Source organism: Streptomyces nigrescens, assembly GCF_027626975.1.
Lineage (GTDB): Bacteria > Actinomycetota > Actinomycetes > Streptomycetales > Streptomycetaceae > Streptomyces > Streptomyces nigrescens.
The window spans coordinates 8467130-8485536 of record NZ_CP114203.1 but is presented as its reverse complement, the minus strand read 5'-3'; the positions used below and the strand labels follow the sequence as shown (position 1 = coordinate 8485536).

The 18407-nt window shown below is 72.5% G+C and carries 12 protein-coding genes; 11 read left to right on the top strand and 1 reads right to left on the bottom strand.

All coding sequences use genetic code 11. The features are described from left to right. Positions 1-119 precede the first annotated feature (119 nt). On the top strand, positions 120-2597 hold the full coding sequence (locus STRNI_RS37255) for a SpoIIE family protein phosphatase (protein ID WP_277412811.1): 2478 nt from the start codon (positions 120-122) through the stop codon (positions 2595-2597). 100 nt (positions 2598-2697) lie between these two features. Here STRNI_RS37255 and STRNI_RS37250 read toward each other — a convergent pair whose 3' ends face one another. Next, positions 2698-4122 carry an NAD-binding protein gene (locus STRNI_RS37250; protein ID WP_277412810.1) on the bottom strand — a complete coding sequence of 475 codons (1425 nt, stop codon included), beginning with the start codon at positions 4120-4122 and terminating at the stop codon, positions 2698-2700. 719 nt (positions 4123-4841) lie between these two features. Between STRNI_RS37250 and STRNI_RS37245 the strand changes: the two genes are divergently transcribed. From STRNI_RS37245 to STRNI_RS37200, 10 genes are all read left to right on the top strand, one after another. Then, a complete protein-coding gene (locus STRNI_RS37245) occupies positions 4842-6305 on the top strand; it encodes an amino acid permease (RefSeq protein ID WP_159491190.1) in 1464 nt (487 codons plus the stop codon). Positions 6306-6428: 123 nt separating this feature from the next. Then, on the top strand, positions 6429-7421 hold the full coding sequence (locus tag STRNI_RS37240) for a hypothetical protein (protein ID WP_159491188.1): 993 nt from the start codon (positions 6429-6431) through the stop codon (positions 7419-7421). Between the two features lie 174 nt (positions 7422-7595). Next, complete coding sequence (locus STRNI_RS37235; RefSeq protein ID WP_277412809.1) at positions 7596-8036, top strand: hypothetical protein; 441 nt, start codon at positions 7596-7598, stop codon at positions 8034-8036. Between the two features lie 101 nt (positions 8037-8137). Continuing rightward, positions 8138-8419, top strand: a complete 282-nt coding sequence (locus STRNI_RS37230; protein ID WP_277412808.1) for a hypothetical protein — start codon at positions 8138-8140, stop codon at positions 8417-8419. A 128-nt stretch (positions 8420-8547) separates the two neighbouring features. Next, a complete protein-coding gene (locus tag STRNI_RS37225; RefSeq protein ID WP_274733483.1) occupies positions 8548-9576 on the top strand; it encodes a zinc-dependent alcohol dehydrogenase family protein in 1029 nt (342 codons plus the stop codon). Positions 9577-9736: 160 nt separating this feature from the next. Further along, the gene (locus STRNI_RS37220; RefSeq protein ID WP_159491182.1) at positions 9737-11401 is read left to right on the top strand and encodes an FAD-binding oxidoreductase; all 1665 of its coding nucleotides are present in this window, start codon (positions 9737-9739) and stop codon (positions 11399-11401) included. A 100-nt stretch (positions 11402-11501) separates the two neighbouring features. Next, positions 11502-11882 (top strand): CU044_2847 family protein, encoded by a 381-nt coding sequence (locus STRNI_RS37215; RefSeq protein ID WP_093638186.1) that lies wholly within the window; start codon positions 11502-11504, stop codon positions 11880-11882. Then, positions 11882-14020, top strand: a complete 2139-nt coding sequence (locus STRNI_RS37210) for a VMAP-C domain-containing protein (protein ID WP_277412807.1) — start codon at positions 11882-11884, stop codon at positions 14018-14020. The genes STRNI_RS37215 and STRNI_RS37210 overlap by 1 nt, the downstream gene beginning before the upstream one ends. Then, positions 14017-14970, top strand: a complete 954-nt coding sequence (locus STRNI_RS37205) for an AAA family ATPase (RefSeq protein ID WP_148588951.1) — start codon at positions 14017-14019, stop codon at positions 14968-14970. The genes STRNI_RS37210 and STRNI_RS37205 overlap by 4 nt, the downstream gene beginning before the upstream one ends. Before the next feature lie 3 nt (positions 14971-14973). After that, positions 14974-18390 carry an SAV_2336 N-terminal domain-related protein gene (locus STRNI_RS37200; RefSeq protein ID WP_266439654.1) on the top strand — a complete coding sequence of 1139 codons (3417 nt, stop codon included), beginning with the start codon at positions 14974-14976 and terminating at the stop codon, positions 18388-18390. Positions 18391-18407 lie beyond the last annotated feature (17 nt).

Sequence of the window (18407 nt, the reverse complement as noted above, 5' to 3'; positions counted from 1 at the left end):
GGCCGCAGGGCCGCGGGGCCCGCGACTGCCGGGCTCCCGGGCCCCGGGCCACATACCGCCGATAGTCCACAATTCTCCTAAGATGGGCGATATTGCTCCATTGAGCTGACGGGCTGGCGATGATGAGTGCGGAGAATGCCCTGCCGGGTGGCTCGGACCGCGCATGCGATATCGCGAAGGCGGCCACGGCCGAACTGGACGGAGAAGGGCGGGTCATCGCCTGGACCCGGGCGGCGGAGCGGCTGCTCGGCTATCCGGCCGGGGAGATCCTGCACCACCCCGCGGCGGAGCTGCTGGCGATACCCGGTGACGAGGTGCGGGTGGCCTCCGTGGCGCGGTGGTGCCGTGCGGGGAGCGGCTGGGGCGGTTCGGTCGCGGCGCGCCACCGGGACGGCCGGGAGGTGCAGCTGGCGCTGCAGGTCACGCCCGTTCTCGACGGCGCGGGCCAGGAGCGGTGGTCCGTCCTCGCCATGGAGGAGTGGCGGGTGCCGGGCGGCGGGGTGAACCAGCTGATGCTCGAACCGTTTCTGGCGCATGCGCCGGTCGGCATGGCCGTGCTCGACACCGATCTGCGCTACGTCTGGGTGAACGACGTACTGGAGCGCCTGATCCCCCTGGAACAGCGGCTCGGGAAGCAGGTGAACGAGATACTGCCGAAGCTGGAGGCCGAGGCGTTCGAGGAGCGGATGCTGCGGGTCCTGAGGACCGGGTCGCCGGTGATGGACTATGAATTCCGCAGCCCCACCTATGCGGACCCCCACCAGGAGCGCGCCTATTCGGCGTCCTTCTTCGGGCTGTCGGACCCCCAGGGCCGTCGTATCGGCCTCTGGTACATGGTCATCGATGTCACCGAACGCTGGCGGGCGCAGGAACGCCTGGCCCTGCTGAACGACGCCAGCGTCCGTATCGGCAGCACGCTCGATGTCACCCGGACCGCACAGGAACTGGCGGATGTCGCCGTACCGGCGCTCGCCGACTTCGTCGCCGTCGATCTGCTGGATTCGGTGCTCAGGGGTGCGGAGCCGGTCCCCGGGCCGGTCGACAGCACCCCCACCATGCGCCGCTGCGGTCAGCAGTCGGTCCACGAGGGCTGTCCGGAGGCCGGCCTGGCCGTGGGGGAAGCCGTCCAGCGGTCCCCCTCGTCACCGATCGCCCGCTGTCTGCTCAAGGGCGAGTCCCTGGTGGAACCGGTCCTGGACTTCGCCACCAGCGCCTGGGTCACCGAGGACCCGGTGCGGGCCGCCGTCATCCGGGAATTCGGGTTCCGTTCGGTGATGGTGGCACCGGTACAGGCCCGTGGCATCACGCTGGGCGCGGCAACCTTCTTCCGCTCCCGCCGTCTGGGGCCCTTCGTGGCGGACGACGTACGGCTGGCCGAGGAGCTGGTCGCGCGGGCCGCGGTGTGTGTCGACAACGCGCGCCGCTTCACCCGCGAGCGCACCGCGGCCCGGGTGATGCAGCAGAACCTGCTGCCGCACGAGCTGACCGGAGGGTCCGCGCTGGAGGTGGCGTCGTGGTACTTCCCGGCGGACGCGCCGAGCGGGGTGGGCGGCGACTGGTTCGATGTGATTCCGCTGTCCGGGGCACGGGTCGCCCTGGTCGTCGGGGATGTGGTCGGACACGGCATCAACGCCGCGGCGACCATGGGGCGGCTGCGCACCGCCGTCCGCACGCTGGCGAACCTGGATCTGCCGCCCGATGAACTGCTGGCCCGCCTGGACGACCTGGTCATCGGCCTGGTCAAGACGCACCGCACCGATCCGGCGGCGGACGCCGCGGACCCGAGCGTGGCCTCGACCTTCATGGGGGCCACCTGTCTGTACGCCGTCTACGACCCGGTCAGCAGGCGGTGCAGCGTCGCGCGGGCCGGCCATCTGCCGCCGCTGATCGTCGGCCCCGACGGCTCCGTGGACTGCCCGGAGCTGCCCGCGGGACCGCCGCTCGGCCTCGGGGCGCTGCCCTTCGAGGCCGTGGAGCTGGAGCCGGCCGAGGGCAGTCTGATCGCGCTCTACACCAATGGGCTGATCGAGACCCGCGACCGGGACATCGAGGTCGGGCTGTCCCGGCTGAGCGAGGCCCTCGCGGTGCCCGGGGAGACGCTGAAGGACATCGGCGCGCATGTGGTCAAGGCCCTGCTGACCGGCCCGCCGTCCGACGACGCCGCGCTGCTCCTCGCCCGGACCCATGCCCTGGACGACCGGCAGGTCGCCTCCTGGGAGCTGACGTGTGACCCGGCCGAAGTCGCCACCGCCCGTGGCCTCGCCGGCCGGCAGCTGGCGGAGTGGGGCATGGACGATCTGCTGTTCACCACGGAACTGATCGTCAGCGAACTGGTCACCAACGCCATCCGCCACGCCAGCGCGCCGATCACCCTGCGGCTGATCCGGCAGGACGCCCTGATCTGCGAGGTCTCCGACGCCAGCAGCACCTCGCCGCGGCTGCGCCATGCCCGGACCACCGACGAGGGCGGACGCGGACTGTTCATCGTCGCGCAGCTGACCCGGCGGTGGGGCACCCGCTACACCCCGACCGGAAAGATCATCTGGACCGAGCAGAGCATGCCGTCCGAGGCGGGCGCCGACGACGAGGCGGACTGAGCCGGGACCGCCGGAGGGGCGCCGGGCGGATGCCTGCAGGCTTCCCGGAGCTCCGCCTGCCTGGCGCCACCGAGGACGGCACGCCCCGACGACGCCGCGCTCACCCCGCCCCGAGGGCGCTCCGGACGGTGTCGCGCTCGCCCCCGCCGGACACATGGCCACAGTCGTCCCCGGCCGGAACCGGCCATCCGACGAGACCGCGTCCGGGCAGATCGACATGGTCGCAGTCGGCACCGGCGACCACCCGGCGCGGTGCCGCGCCGGCCCGCTCGGCGGTCAGCTGCGCGGTCACGAAGGCCGCGCTCGTCCTGTTGATGTCGCGGGTCAGTCCGAGGGGAAGCAGCGAGCGGGTCTCGGCGATCGCCTCGTCCTCGCCGGCCCGCAGCACCACCCGGATGTCCGGTGCCACACCGTGCGCCGCGACCGCGACGGCGATGTTGTCCAGCTCATGGGAGCCGACGGCGGCGAGCGCGCGGGCCCGCCCCAGCCCGAGCCGCGCGAGCACCTCCCGGTCCTCGCCGTGCGCCAGCACCACGGGTATCCCCATCGACCGCGCGAGGCGCAGGTTCGGGGCGGTGGGCTCGCGCTCGACCCCGACGACCGGGACCCCCAGCTGCCGCAGCGTCTGGCACAGCCGCAGGCCGACCTGCCCCAGCCCCACCACGATGACGTGACCGGAGCGGGGAAGCACCCGCGGCCCCAGGACGCCGACCAGCCGCGGGCCGAACAGCCGGTCGACGATGCCCGCGGTCAGCAGCGCGGTGAACCCCACCGTCACCAGCATCGCCGCCCCGGACACCACCTCGTAGACGGGATGGCCGGCGTGCGGTGCGGCCGGTCCCACCCCCGCCACGACCCGGGCGGCTTCCAGGAAGGCGGTGCTGACCGGCTTGTGGAACACACCGACCAGCCACACCCAGTCCAGGACCAGGACGGACACGATGCCCAGCAGCCCGATGAGCAGCAGACGGGCGTCCGCGTCATGGGGCTGCAGCTGACCCCGCAGCCGTCCGAGCAGCGCCCGCCGCCGGGCGGCCGCGCTCGCCCGCCACGCCGTCTCCACCAGCCGGTCCTCCTGCGGGCGGACGGCCACCGCACCGTGCCCGTCGTCCCACACGGCCAGCGCATCGGGGTCGACGCACAGACCGGCGAGCGTCGGCGCCAGGAGATCGGCGGGCGAGACCGGCACACAGTCGCGCAGCAACAACCGCAGCTGCTCCGCCACGGTGCGGTCGAAGACGGTGACGACGATCCGGACGCTGTCGCAGACATGACGTACGGCGAGGGCGTAGCGCAGCGCGGACAGATCGTCGCCCACCAGAACGGCGATACCGGCCGGCCGGGCGGCGAGCGCCCGGCGGAGGTCCTGGTCGTCCGGCGCCGCAAGATGGTCGACCGGGTGTCCAATCTCCCCCAGGGAGGCACAGGCCCGGCGCGCCAGCGTCGTCGCGCCGATCACCACCATCCCGGTATCCCGGCCCGCCGGGGCTGCCGGATTCACCCCGTTCTCATCGGCTTCGTCCACCGGCTCCGCCGGGTGCTCCTCCGGAGATTCACCGCGCCATTCACCTGCCATTCCGTCCCGCGACCCGCTGCTGTCGTCCACCCCTGGTGGTGTGGGTGAGGGAGCGGTCGTCGGAGCGGTTCGGGTCTGTCGGGCGGTGGGAAGGGTGGCCATGGAGTCCCCTTGCTCGTCGGCCGGCGGCAGGGCCTGTCGGCAGGCCCCAGGGCCGAACTCACGCTAGAGCGCGGGCGCTCCGGGGCATCTGTTCCGTCGGCCAAGGCTTCGCCGACGGGGTTGTCCGCCCGCACGAGCACCCGTCCCGACGCCTTCTGAGGGCGGGCGCGGGGAGACGTCGGCGCACCCGGTCCGCCTCGCGCGCCCGGGGCCGGACCTCCCGTCCCCGCCATCCGCATTAGCCGAGCGGACAGCTATCCGGGGCGAATTTGTCCACTCGCACAAATACGCCGCCGAGCACCGCCACATACGCTTACGCAAATCCCAATCCGGACGTGATGCGGCTCACCTCTCACGAGGAGGGCGAGCAGTAGCGCGGAGGCGCAATCAGCGCTCCCCCACCCGCGCAGGCATCCGAAGGCCACGGCTCACTCGCCAGGCCTACGAACGTCGTCAGGGCCACGATCGCCAGCACCTGGACCCGGCCCTTTCGTGCGTCCAGCTACCGAGGCGATCCCAGCAGTCACCACGTGCATGACCCCTCCAACCCTCAATGGATGTCGAAGATGACTACATCTCCCCCCAGCCCCGTGGCCGCTCCGCCCTCTCCGCCGGGGAACGGGCAGGCTTCGCAGCAGTCAGGTCTGCAGTCGGGCCTCAAGAACCGCCATCTGTCCATGATCGCCGTGGGTGGGGTCATCGGCGCCGGTCTCTTCGTGGGATCCGCCTCCGGCATCACCGCGGCCGGGCCCGGCATCCTGCTGTCGTACGCCCTGGTCGGCGCGATGGTCGTGTTCGTGATGCGGATGCTCGGCGAGATGGCGGCCGCCAACCCGACCTCCGGCTCGTTCTCCGCCTACGCGGACCGGGCGCTCGGGCGCTGGGCCGGTTTCTCGATCGGCTGGCTGTACTGGTTCTTCTGGGTCGTGGTGCTCGCCGTGGAGGCGACCGCCGGTGCCGCCATCCTCACGAGCTGGGTCCCGGCCGTCCCGCAGTGGGCCTGGGCGCTGATCGTGATGGTCGTCCTCACCGCCACCAACCTGGCCTCGGTCGCCTCGTTCGGTGAGTTCGAGTTCTGGTTCGCGGGCATCAAGGTCGTCGCCATCGCGGCGTTCATCGTCCTCGGCGGCCTGGCGATCTTCGGTGTGCTGCCCGGCTCCGACAACGCGGCAACCGGCTTCGCCAACCTCACCTCCCACGGCGGATTCCTGCCGAACGGCCCCACCGCGATCCTCACCGGTGTGCTGATGGTCGTCTTCTCCTTCATGGGCAGCGAGATCGTCACCCTCGCCGCCGGTGAGTCCGAGGACCCGCAGCGCGCGGTCACCAAGGCCACCAAGAGCGTCATCTGGCGGGTCGGCATCTTCTACCTCGGCTCGATCCTCGTGGTCGTCTCCCTGCTGCCGTGGAACGACCCCTCGATCGCCAAGAAGGGCTCGTACGTCGCGGCCCTGGACTCCATAGGCATCCCGCACGCCGGCCAGATCATGAACGTCATCGTGCTGACCGCGGTGCTCTCCTGCCTCAACTCCGGCCTCTACACCGCCTCCCGGATGGCCTTCTCCCTGGGCCAGCGCGGCGACGCCCCGAAGGCCTTCGCCCGGACGAACACGCGTGGCGTCCCGCAGGCCGCGATCCTGGCCTCCGTCCTCTTCGGCTTCATCGCGGTCGGCTTCAACTACCTGTGGCCGGACACGGTCTTCCAGTTCCTGCTGAACTCCTCGGGCGCGGTCGCGCTCTTCGTCTGGCTGGTCATCTGCTTCTCCCAGCTGCGGATGCGCGGGATCATCCTCCGCGAGAACCCCGACAAGCTGATCGTCCGGATGTGGCTCTTCCCGTATCTGACCTGGGCGACGATCGCGTCGATCTCGTTCGTGCTGGTCTACATGCTCACCGACGACAGCGAGGGCGGCGGCCGGATCCAGGTCCTGCTGTCGGTGCTGCTGGCCGTTCTGGTGGTCGGCGTCTCCCTGGTCCGCGACCGGCTCGGCCGCGGCACCGCCGAGAAGGAAGCCGTCACCTCGCGCTAGCCGGACTGTCTGCCATTCGGGCAGGGGTGTGCCTCGGCACACCCCTGCCCGTACGCTCACCCGAAGCCCTCATCACCACGCTCGTCCCCGCGGACGACTCACCACCGGAAGGCCCACCGAAGAATGCCCGTCTTCAGACGCCGCAAAGGCAGCCTTCCCCGCCTGGTCCCCGAGCTCGACGACCGCACGCTGGGACAGGTCCGGCGGCGCGTCGAGACGTGCTGGTCCCGCGGTTCGCTCGACACCGCCGTGATGGCCTCGATGGGCGATGTGATCGACGAGACCGGCCAGGACTGGGACCGCAAGGCCCACCGGCTGGCGGTGCTCGCCCGTGCCGCGGGACGGTCGCTGCCCGGCATCTGGCGCCAGCACAACCCGCAGAACCAGAACGCCCTGCTGCTCCACGCCTGGTCGGATCTGCTCCAGGCCCGGCAGCAGGACTCCGCCGTCGATCTGAACGACACCCGTGAGACCTGCCGGCTCGCGGCCGATCTGCTCACCGCCGACCCCACACCGTGGATCCTGCACCTGGCCACGCTCCGCCTGGAGCGGCGCCCCTCCACGGAGCTGTCGGCGATCTGGCGGGAGATCAAGGCCCGCGATCCGTGGAACCGCGAGGCACATCTGCAGGCTCTGGGCTATCTGTCGCCGGACGAGTGCGGCTCCAGCGCCCTGGTCCTCGATCTGCTCGACGGTGTCCGCGCCGGCATGCCGCCCCAGGCCCCCGCCGCCGGTCTGGAGCTCACCGCGCTCATCGGCAGCCACCAGCGAGCGGTTGCCGGCGGCGGGCTGATGGCGCTCGGCGCCGGCGAGATCTGGCGGCGCCCCGACGCCGCCAGGGCCCTCGACCATGCGGCGCACTACTGGCCGGGCCCGGGGTTCCTCACCCACGCGGCGGCCCTGGCCGACCTCAACCTGCTGGCCTACGCCCTGATCAAGGCCGGCCGGACGGCCGAGGCCGGGGCCGCACTGCGCGCCACCGGAGGGGTGGCGACGCCCTGGCCGTGGAGCATGGACGGCGACGCCCTGGAGCGGTACTCGCACTACCACGGTCGCTATGCGGCCGGTGACCCCGACGGCGGCTCCGCGGGTCGTGCCACGGGCCGGCGGCGCTGAACGGCAGCTCCGCACCGCAACCCACCGCGCCCGTAGCGGGCATGCGTGCGAACGACAGCGCGCGTGTGCGAGCAGGTAGCCGGATCGGGTGGTTTTGTCGCCTCTTGCGGCGTATCTGGCGTGCCCCGACCCCTTCCAGGGGATCCCCTCCTGGAAGAGGGTTGGGAGATTCGCATGCGCAACACCGTCAGCACCGGCCGCTCGGCGGCATCTGGCGGCTGGCGCGTGCTGGTGTTGCTGGTGTTACTGACCCTGTTGCACGCCGCGCTGAGCACCGGCTCCTCCGAAGTCCTGACGCCCGGCGCCGGCGGCTGCCCTCCCCGTACCGCCGCTCCCGCCGTGTCCGTCCCGGCCGAACGTCCCTGCATCCCGGCGGGGCCGGTGCTGGCGTCCACCGAGGGCGGCGGAAAACACCCGGGCAGCGGCGTCCGGCGTAAGTGCGACGCCTCGGGGTGCCATCTCCGCCATCAGGTCCCCACAGGGGCCGGCGGTAAGACGCTCGGGGACTCCCTCCCGGAGGAGACCATCACCGCGTCGGGGAGCGCCTCGGCCACGACTGTCGTCACGGCCGTCGCCCCCGCCTCGCCGAAGCGCGTGGCCATCCTGCGCTGCTGAGCGGGCTCGGCCGTATTCGCCCACCCCTCCCCGCATCGGGGCCCGGGGCGAATGCGGCCTGCCGTCATCAGCTTTCGGGACCACACCGCAGGAGATTCGGCATGCCCCTCGACGTCTTTGCCGCTCTTGGCGCGCTCGTCCGCGCCGAGGCCGCACGCAACCGGACGAAGCCCGCGACGCACCCCACGAAGAACCCCACGGACCAGACTCCGGCGCAGCGCCCGAGCAGCCTGTCGCCCCCGTCGGTCGAACCGCCGGACACCGTCGGCGCCCCCGCCCCCGCTCCCGTTCCTGCTCCCACTGCCGCTCCCGCTCCCGTTCCTGCCGCCAGGAGGAATCCGCTCGCCAGGCTGATGCAGAAGCTGACCACGCTCTTCGGCTGAGGCGGGCACAGGCCCGGGCCCGGGCGGTCCGCTGTCCGGGCGGCGCCGCGCGGCGAACCCGGCCGAGCGGTGGCAGGTCCCGCGGCGCACCGTTTGTCCGGCTCCCCTGCGGGCGCCATCCTGGAGCCATGGCCCCCGTTTCCGGCCCGGACGCACTGTCCGGCTGGGCCGTCCGGCATCCCGGCCCGATCACCTCCGGGCCGCTGGTGTCGGTCCGTCGCCCCGCACCCGAGCCGGGCCCCGATGACCTGCTGCTCAGGGTGGAAGCCTGCGGTGTCTGCCGTACGGATCTGCACCTGGCGGAGGGGGACCTGCCCCCGCACCGCCCGTCGACCGTACCGGGCCATGAGATCGTCGGCCGGGTGACCGCCACCGGCGAGGCGGTGACGCGGTTCCGGGCCGGGGACCGGGCCGGCGGGGCATGGCTGCGCGGTACCTGCGGAGTCTGCCGCTACTGCCGCGCGGGCCACGAGAACCTCTGTCCGGCCTCCGTCTACACCGGCTGGGACGCCGACGGCGGCTTCGCCGAAGCCGCCCTCGTCCCCGCGGATTTCGCCTACCCGCTCCCGGAAACCCAGGACGCCACGCTGCTGGCGCCTCTGTTGTGCGCCGGGATCATCGGCTACCGCGCGCTGCGCCGAAGTGCGCTGCCCGCCGGCGGCCGGCTCGGGATCTACGGTTTCGGCGCCTCGGCGCATCTGGCCGCACAGGTCGCCCTGGCCGAAGGGGCCACCGTGCATGTGCTGACCCGGTCCGCGCAGGCCCGTGAACTCGCCCTGGCACTGGGCGCGTCCTCGGCCGGCGGCGCCTACGACCGGCCGCCCGAACCGCTGGACTCGGCGATCCTCTTCGCGCCGGTGGGCGACCTGGTGCCGGTGGCGCTGCAGGCGCTGGACCGCTCCGGCACCCTCGCCGTTGCCGGTATCCACCTCTCCGACATCCCGCCGCTCACCTATCAGCAGCATCTCTTCTACGAGCGGAATCTGCGCAGCGTGACCTCCAACACCCGGGAGGACGGGCGTGAGTTCCTGGCGACCGCGGCGCGGATCGGCATCCAGGTCACCGTCAGCCCCTACCCGTTGAGCCGCGCCCCGGAGGCACTCGCGGACCTGGCCGCCGACCGGGTGCACGGCGCCGCCGTGCTGACGCCCGGCTGACCCTCCGTGTGACGGCCGCCAGGAAATGAGCACGTCATACGGGGTCAACTCCGATCCACGGGCTCACCCCTTTCGGGTACTCGCACCACCCGGCGTCGTCACGGATAGTAGTCATCGGTAACGCAATGCTGTCGATGCGCGCATGAGGGCAAGGAGCCATATGACGGTCAATCAAATCCAGGTCGGAGCCGAGTGCGGGATCGAAGTGGGTCCCGGCGACGCCCGCTACGAGGCCCTGCGGAGAGGGTTCAACCAGCGCTTCATCGCGACACCCGACTATGTGTCGGTGGTCAGCTCGACGAGCGAGGTCGTCGCCGCGGTCAACAAGTATCTGGCGAGCCACCGTTCCGACGAGGATCTCCACCGGCGGCTCACGGTCCGGTCGGGCGGCCACTGCTACGAGAACTTCGTCTGCGGCGACGACGTGGGCGTGATCATCGACCTCGGGCAGCTGGACCGGGCCTATCTGGACCAGGAGATGGGCGCGTACTGCGTGGAGTCGGGCGCGAACAACTGGCATGTCGCCACCCACCTCTACGCACCGTTCGGGGTGGCCCTTCCCGGCGGCTCCTGTTACTCCGTGGCCGCGGGCGGCCATGTGGCCGGCGGGGGTTACGGGCTGCTGTCCCGGCAGCACGGGCTGACCGTCGACTACCTCTATGCGGTGGAGGTCGTCGTCGTCCGCGACGGACAGCATGCGGAGGTCGTGATCGCCCGCCGCGACTCACCCGAGCCGGAGCTGCGGGAGCTGTGGTGGGCCCACACCGGCGGGGGCGGCGGGAACTTCGGCGTGGTCACCCGGTATTGGTTCAAGGGACTGCCCGAGCCCCCCTCCCAGGTCCTGCTGCACGCCGTGGCCTGGCCATGGGAGGACATGCTCGAGGACCCGGAACGCCTGAAGTCGCTGGTGCGCAATTACGGGCTGTTCTTCGAGTACGAGAACACCACGGAGCTCCCGGCGTCCCTCCGCTGCGACTACAGCGACATGTTCACCCTGCTGAAGCTGAACCAGCGGGCCAACGGCAAGATCGGTCTGATCACCCAGCTCGACGCCACCAGGCCGGACAGCGTGGAGAGGCTGAATGCCTTCCTCGAGTGGATCACCCAGGACCTGGGCATCGAGCCCACCCCGCTGGACCGGCGGATGGGCGAGCACGCGCCCATGGGCGGCCTTGAGGTGCCGACCCGGCTGCCCTGGCTCACCGCCACCCAGACGCTCAACGGCTCCGGTGACAACCAGTGCGGCAAGTACAAGTCGGCGTACATGAGGCGTGGCTTCACCGAAGCGCAACTCGACGCCATCTACCACCACTTGTCGTGCGAGGGATACGACAACCCCCAGGCACTGCTCCAGGTCGACTCGTACGGCGGCGCGATCAACCTCCCCGACAGCAGCGACACCGCGGTCTACCAACGCAGTTCCGTACTCAAGCTGCAGTACCAGACGTACTGGAGCTATCAGCAGGACTCCAACGACGACGGTGTCGCCGACCATCACGACGCCGAGGCCGACCCCTCGATCGCGGCGCCGCATCTGCGCTGGATCCGCGAGTTCTACCGCGATGTCTACCAGGACACCGGCGGGGTGCCGATCCTGGCGCCGACCGGCGCCCCGGACGGCGGGCAGCCGGACCCGGTGACCGACGGGTGCTACATCAACTATCCCGACCGCGACCTCGACGATCCCGAGTGGAACTGTTCCGGCCAGTCGGCGCATCGTCTGTACTACGGCGACAACTATGGGCGCCTGCAGGCGGTCAAGGAGCGCTGGGATCCGCGCAATGTGTTCCGCAACGCCCAGTCCGTCCGGCCGTACACCGACTGACCCGCGCCGCCGGGGCCAGGGCCGTGGCCGGGGCCGGGCCCGGCAGGGATGATCCGTCCGTTCCGCTGCCGTGAGCACCGCTGATCGGCACAATGGAGGTGTGCCACATCTCTCAGAACTCAGCCTTGCCGACGGGACGTCGATCCGCCTGGAGCTGGCCCCGGCGACCGCGGCGTCACCCCCGGCGCAGTCCCAAGAGGCCGACCTGCCGGACGGTATGGGCCCGACCGTGCCGGTGGCCCGGGGCGGCGCCGCGGCCGGAGCCGGTGCCGTCGCGGCGATGCGGACGACGCTGCGTCCGCTCGGGCCGCTGCTCCAGGAGATCCATGATGCGGTCACCGCGTCCGAACGACCGCCGCACGAGATGTCGGTGCAGTTCGGGGTGCAGGTCGGCCAGGACCTCAAGCTCGGGATCGTCGGGGCCAACGGCCATGCGAGTCTGACGATCACGGCGACCTGGCAGCCGCAGCGGGCGGAGTAATGGGCTGGTTCCGCGCCGCATCGGGCACCGACGATGCGGCGGATCCCCGCTTCCGGGTGGCGTCGGTGCTGGATGCCGGGGACGGCAAAGCGGCGGGCGCGGCCGTGGTGCTGACGCAGCATCATCTGCTCACCTGCGCCCATGTCGTCAATGACGCGCTCGGGAAGGACCTCTTCGACGACAGCCGGCCGGAGGGGGCCACACTGCGGGTGCAGACACACGGCCCGTCCGGTGCGCAGCTGCACGAAGCGCAGCCCGTCCACTGGCTCCCGCCGCGCCGGCTCGACGGAACGGACGGTCCGCCGGGCCGTGGCGAGCTGGAGTGGGCGGGCGATCTGGCGGTCCTCAGGGTCAACGCCGAGTTATGCTGCCCGGCTCCGCCGGAGTTCCGGCGGATGCGGGTGGGCCAGTCCGTGCGCGCCTGGCACGGCAGCGCGCTGAGCGGCTCGTACGCCGATGTCCGGGTGAAGACCTGTGACAGCCGGGTCGGCTACCTGGACGGCGCGCTCTCCGGCATGGCGATCGGGCCCGCCTACAGCGGCGGCCCCCTGTGGTCGGATGCCGAGGGCGCGGTCGTGGGACTCGTGGCCGCCTGTGTGCTGCCGCCGGTCGACCAGGTCTACGACTCCCGGCATGTCACCCGCCGCAGTTGGGCCATCCCGTGGCAGCGGATCGAGGCGGAGCTGCGGGCGGCCGGCGCCGGGGCACTGCTCGACCGGCCGGTCCGTGACGACGATCCCGCGCAGGCCGTCCTGGCCGATCTGCTGGCGAATGTGCTGCCCGCGCCGATGTTCCGGGCCGACTACGCCAGGGCGGTCGCCGAGCGCTGCGGCCTCGGGCACCCCACGGACGGTTCCGCCCCGACTCCCGAGGAGTTCGCGCGGATTCTGGTGACCGAGGAGCGGGCGCTGGCGGCGCTGACGGAAGCGCTGCGCTCCCGGGACCCGGGTGCCGTCTCGGCGCTGATCGCGGCGGGGAAGCTGTCCGCGGTGCCCCGGCTGCTGTCGCCGCGGGAGCACGACCGGCTGCTGGCCCAGCTGACGGGGCTGCCGGGCGAGCTCGTGGATCTGCTGCCCGAGGCCGTACGGGCCGCGCTGCCGCTGGTCGCGGAACTCCCCTACGACGCCGGGTTCCCCGAGCTGCTCGGCAGGCTGGAACAGCTCTCCGGTGACAGCCGTTCCGGACCGGGCGAACTGCGGGTGCCCGGGCTGCTGCGGGCGGTCGAATTCATGGCGGTGCTGTGTCCCCCTCCGGAGCGGGCCCGGCTGCGGCTGTGGGCCGACGGCGTCGCCGCCCGCCTCGGTATCCCCCCGTCCTCGCTGCGGGAGCGCCGTGCCGACGCGGACGAATGGGCGCTCGGGCGGAACCGGCGCACCCGGCCGCCGCGGCTGTTGGTGCACCTGGTCAAGGCCGGTGCGGACGCCTTCCATCTGCGTCTGTGGAGCGACGACGGGATGGGCCCGCACCGGGCGCCGACCGAGACCGGCCGCCGGTACAGCGCGGCGGAGACCGCCGAGGCGGTGCTGCAGCTCCTGGAACGGCTCTGCCGGACCGCTCCCGAGGGCGTCCGGCCGGTCGTCGAGGTCCTCCTCGACCGTGACTGTCTCGAACTCCCCGTGGACGAGTGGGAGTTCGCCGATCCGGACGGCCTGATCCCGGGGGTGCTGGGCGCGGAGTACGCCCTGGTGGTGCACTGTCCGGAACTCCTGCGCCGCAACGAGCGTTTTCTCACCGACTGGCGCCACCGCTGGGACCGTCTGGAATCCTCCGGCCCCCTGCGCATCACCGGTCCGTCCACCGGAGTGCGCGAGGTGTACGGCAAGTTGCTCGACCGGCGCGATGCCGCCCGGGTGTCGGTGGAGGTGTCCGCACGGGCCCGGATGGAGATCATCCAGGTGTGTCTGGCGATGGGCGTTCCGGTCGTGCTGTGGGACCGCGGTCCGGCACACGAGGTGTCGCATGCCGTTCAGCAGGTGTCGGAGTCTCCGGCCCGCGCACTGCCCGAGCAGGTCCGTTCCTACCGCGCCAAGACCCTGCACCGTCCCGCCGACCATCCGGGCAGGCCCGTCCTCGCCTGGGCCGACCCCGACCGCGCCCTGCCCGAACTCCAGCTTTCCGAACCCACGGAGCTCATATGAACCCCGAACCCGCCGCCGACTGGCGGCTGTTCCAGGGCGACGGCACCCAGCGCCGGGTCACCCTGCCGCAGGCCCCGCCCTGGCGCAGGTTCGGCGGCTCCCGGCGCGGCGCCCCCGGGCCCCTGCCGTATCTGATCGCTCCGGAGCACGCCGACGTGGTCAACGCCGCGCTCCATCTGCGCAGGCCGCTGCTGGTCACCGGGCCGGCCGGCACCGGCAAGTCCTCGCTCGCCAGGGCGGTCGCCCATGAACTCGACCTCGGTGAGGTGCTGCGCTGGCCGGTGAACAGCCGGGCCAACGTCCAGGACGCGCTGTACCGCTACGACGCCATCGGGCGGCTGCGGGAGACCACCCTCAGCCGTGACCGCGGGGAGGCCGAGCCCTCCATCGGCAGCTTTGTGCGCCTCGGTCCGCTGGGCACGGCGCTGGTGCCGGGCCCGCGGCCGCGGGTGCTGCTCGTCGATGAGCTCGACAAGGGGGACGTCGATCTGCCCAACGATCTGCTGACCGTGTTCGAGGAGGGCGTCTTCGAGATCCCGGAGCTGGCCCGGCTGCCCGAATCGCAGTCGGTGGTCCAGGTCCTGGCGGCCGACTCCCAGGACCCGGTCACGGTGGAGCGGGGCAAGGTGCTGTGCACGGAATTCCCGGTCGTGGTGATCACGAGCAACGGGGAGCGGGACTTCCCGCCGGCGTTCCTGCGCCGCTGCATCCGGCTGGATCTGCCCACTCCCGACGAGGAGCGGCTGCGGTCCATCGTGGCGGCCCACCTCGGTGACGGCGCGCTGGTCGGCGTCGAGGACCTGCTCAGGTCGTTCCTGCAGCGCCGCGGTCCGGGTGAACTCGCCACCGACCAGCTGCTCAACGCCGTGTTCCTGCGGGCCGGCGGTGTCGATCTGGATGCCGACGGGCTGCTGGACGCCGTGCTCCATCAACTGGGCGGGACCGTCTGAGCGATGACAGGGGGATCCGACCGGCTCCGGGAGGTGCTCGGGGTCTTCGCGGGGGCCGGTGTCGAGCTGGACCGGCACTCCCTGCTCGATGCGCTCTGGCTGGCCGGACGGCTGCCGACCGGCGAGCAATCGGCGCCTCTCGCACGGGCGTTGGGACCCGGGCACCGGTCGGTGTCCGGGGCCGAGGCGTGTCCGGAGCCACCGCCCCCGCCCGCGCCGGACGACGGTGCCATGGCGGAGGCGGAGCCCCCTGACGTCCTGCCGCTGGACGACCTCGGCGGCGATCTGCACGCCGCGCCGGAGACCGGCACGGTGCCGCGGCCGCCCCGGCGGGAATTCCCGCTGCCGCCGAAGACGAGTGCGGCGATCCCGCTGCGGGTTCCGGAGAACAAGGCGCTCCTCGGCGAGCTGGGCATCGGCCGCGCCCTGCGCCCGCTGCGCCAGCGCCGGACCACCACCCGCATCCAGGAGTTCGACGAGGCGGCGACGGCCGCGGCGCTGGCCGAGAGCGGGCTGCCCGACGTCGTGCTGCGTCCCGGGCACGAGCGCTGGCTCGACCTTGCGCTCGTGGTGGACGACGGCATGTCGATGCTGCTGTGGCGGCGGCTCGCCGTCGAGTGGCGGACGATGATGCAGCGGGTCGGCGCGTTCCGGATGGTCCATGTCCACGGGCTGGACACCCGCGGTCCCGATGCCCCGTTGCTGCGCGGCCGCCCGTTCGACCCGGACACCACCTCGCTGCCGCCGGCGGTGCTGGCCGACCCGTCGGGCCAGACCCTGATCCTGCTGCTGAGCGACGGTATGGGTGCCGCCTGGCGGGATGGCCGGATGCACCGGGTGCTGGGGCGCTGGGCGGCGAACGGGCCGGTGGCGGTGCTGCATGCGCTGCCGCCGCGGCTGTGGGGCGGCTCCGGCATCCAGGCCGGCCGCTGGCGGGTGACGACGCGCCGGCGTGGTGCCGCCGGGGTCTCGTGGAGCGTCAGCGATCCGGTCCTGCCCGCCGACCTCGCGCCGTTCCACGGACTGCCGGTGCCGGTGCTGGAGACCTCGGCGGGCCCCGTCTCGGCCTGGTCCCGGCTGCTCGCCTCGACCGGCGGCACGGTCCAGCTCCCGCTGCTGCACGCACCGGCCGGGCGCCCCGTCGTCCCGTCCGGCGACGGCACGGACACCGTCCGGCACTTCCGCGACGCGGCCTCGCCCGAGGCGTACCGGCTCGCCGCGCACATCGCGGCGGTCGCGCCCGTTTCCGTGCCGGTGATGCGGCTGGTGCAGTCCGCGGTGCCGTGGTCCGCCGACACCGCCCATCTGGCCGAGGTGTTCCTCGGCGGGCTGATGCAGCCCGTCGAGGCGCCGGTGGCCGGCCCGCTGCGGGACCAGCACCGGATCTTCGACTTCTCCGAGGCGGCCAAGTCGGCGCTCCTGGACGCGGTGTCCACGCCCGAACTCCTGCGCACCGGCCGCCACATCGGGCACCGGCTGGAGCAACTGGCCGGGCGCTCCCCCGACTTCCCCGCCTGGCTCGCGCATCCGGACGGGATGGACCACCTCCCGGCCGGCTCGCGCGCCTTCTCCTCCGTGGAACGGCGGCTGATGGCCCGGCTCGGCGCCTCCGTGCAGGTGGCGCCGCCGGACGACGACATGGAGCCGGCGGGCACCGACGGCTGGCGCCCCCTCACCTCGCGGGATCCCCGACGGCTGGGCCCGTACACCCTGCACGGCCGGCAGCCCGGTGCACGTTCACTCGTGTACCTGGGCCGTGACCGTGCCGGCAAGGAGGCCGCGGTCCGGGTGATCCGGCCGGGCGCACCTGAGGAGGCGGCGGCGATGCTCACCACCGAGGCGGAGGCGCTGGGGCGGATGGCCGGCCAGTATGCGCCGGTGCTGCTCGCGACGGGTCCGCGCGATGATCCGCCGTGGCTGGCCATGCAGCTCTACCGCCCGTCCGGGCAGGACCAGGGCGGGCCGCCGCCGCAGCTCAGCAGCCTGCTGCGGGCGGCCACCGGCTCCCAGCTGCGCCGCGACACCCTGCTGTCCATCGCCTACGGATGGCATCTGGCGAGCGCCGTCAACCTGTGCCATCTCAAGGGGCTGGTACTCCCCGAACTCACCCCGCAGAGCGTGCATGTCGTCGGGCGCTCCCTGATGCTGACCGGTCTGGGCCGGTGCGGCATCGACGGGAACTTCCGGGCCCGCGGGGCGGAAGCCGTCCCGACGATGGCGGACAACATCGAGTCGCTGGGCCAGATCCTGCGCCGGCTCGGGGACAAGCACCGCGTCCCGCAGTCCGCGGAGAGCGGGGACATGGCGCTGTGGCAGGGCGACACCTGGCGGCCGTTGCGCGAGATCGTCACGGCGTGCCTGTCCGAGGACCCGGGGCGCCGCCCGACCGCCGGTGAGGTCGCCGAGACCTTCGCCCGTTACGTGCCGATGGTGACGGAACTGCGGACGGGCGGCGCCGATTCCGGGAGCGCGGCCGGCACCGGGAGCGCCGCACGCTTCTCGTTCCGTCCGGGCCCGCAGATCCCGCTCGACCACGACTCGGCGGAGCTCGGCGAGGCGGCGGACCGGCCGCTGCGGGGCGGCGGTCCGGTGCCCCGGCTGGGGCGGCGGCGGATGGGGCCGGAGCAGCAGCGGAAGCTGGAACTGGTCCGTGCCCGCCTGCGGTTCAGCTACCGGGCGACCGTCGTCGGCGTGGACGGCGATGTCGGCCGGAGCACCGTCACGATCGCGCTGGGGGCGTTGTTGTCCGCCGCGCGCGGTGGGCGGGTGATCGCGCTCGACGCCGGCCACGCGGTCGGTGAGCTGGCCGGCCGGCTGAACCTCGGCGGCTCGGCCGGGCTGCGCCACGATCTGCTCCGTACGCTGCCCGTGGCCGACAGCTACGAGGAGGTACTGCGCCACACCCTGGACGGCCCGTCAGGACTGCGGGCGCTCACCCACGGCCTGGGCCGCACCACGCCGGTTCCGGTGTACGAGGAGGAGTACCGCCGGCTGATGGAGCTGCTGAGCCGGCACTTCTCCGTCGTCCTCGCGGACTGGGCCCATCTGCGGACGGAGAGCGTCACCGACACCGCCCTGTCGATGACGCACCGTCTGGTCGTGGTGGCCCCGATGACCGAGCGCGGCATCGAGCAGACACAGGCACTGCTGTCCCTTCTCGCGCGCCGTGGCCACCCGGAGCTGGCGGAGCGCGCCGTCCTCGCGGTCACCGGCCTTGCCGGGCCGGACCGGCCGGTGCGGCGGGACGATGTCGTCGAGCACTTCCGCGGCCATCCGGGCGGGGTGGTCTTCATCCCGTTCGACTACCGCCTCGACAGCCAGCGCGACATCGAGCTCGCCCGGCTGCGGTCCCGTACACAGGACGCGTTCCTCGACCTCGCCGCGCTGCTGGCGGAGGACTTCCCCGGTCACACACCGTGATCCCGGCGCCGACTAGC

What these genes read in the sequence shown, in the direction of transcription:
- STRNI_RS37255 (WP_277412811.1), top strand. Translation starts at nt 120, where the DNA reads ATGATGAGTGCGGAGAATGCCCTGCCGGGTGGCTCGGACCGCGCATGC.
- STRNI_RS37245 (WP_159491190.1), top strand. Translation starts at nt 4,842, where the DNA reads ATGACTACATCTCCCCCCAGCCCCGTGGCCGCTCCGCCCTCTCCGCCG.
- STRNI_RS37240 (WP_159491188.1), top strand. Translation starts at nt 6,429, where the DNA reads ATGCCCGTCTTCAGACGCCGCAAAGGCAGCCTTCCCCGCCTGGTCCCC.
- STRNI_RS37235 (WP_277412809.1), top strand. Translation starts at nt 7,596, where the DNA reads ATGCGCAACACCGTCAGCACCGGCCGCTCGGCGGCATCTGGCGGCTGG.
- STRNI_RS37230 (WP_277412808.1), top strand. Translation starts at nt 8,138, where the DNA reads ATGCCCCTCGACGTCTTTGCCGCTCTTGGCGCGCTCGTCCGCGCCGAG.
- STRNI_RS37225 (WP_274733483.1), top strand. Translation starts at nt 8,548, where the DNA reads ATGGCCCCCGTTTCCGGCCCGGACGCACTGTCCGGCTGGGCCGTCCGG.
- STRNI_RS37220 (WP_159491182.1), top strand. Translation starts at nt 9,737, where the DNA reads ATGACGGTCAATCAAATCCAGGTCGGAGCCGAGTGCGGGATCGAAGTG.
- STRNI_RS37210 (WP_277412807.1), top strand. Translation starts at nt 11,882, where the DNA reads ATGGGCTGGTTCCGCGCCGCATCGGGCACCGACGATGCGGCGGATCCC.
- STRNI_RS37205 (WP_148588951.1), top strand. Translation starts at nt 14,017, where the DNA reads ATGAACCCCGAACCCGCCGCCGACTGGCGGCTGTTCCAGGGCGACGGC.
- STRNI_RS37200 (WP_266439654.1), top strand. Translation starts at nt 14,974, where the DNA reads ATGACAGGGGGATCCGACCGGCTCCGGGAGGTGCTCGGGGTCTTCGCG.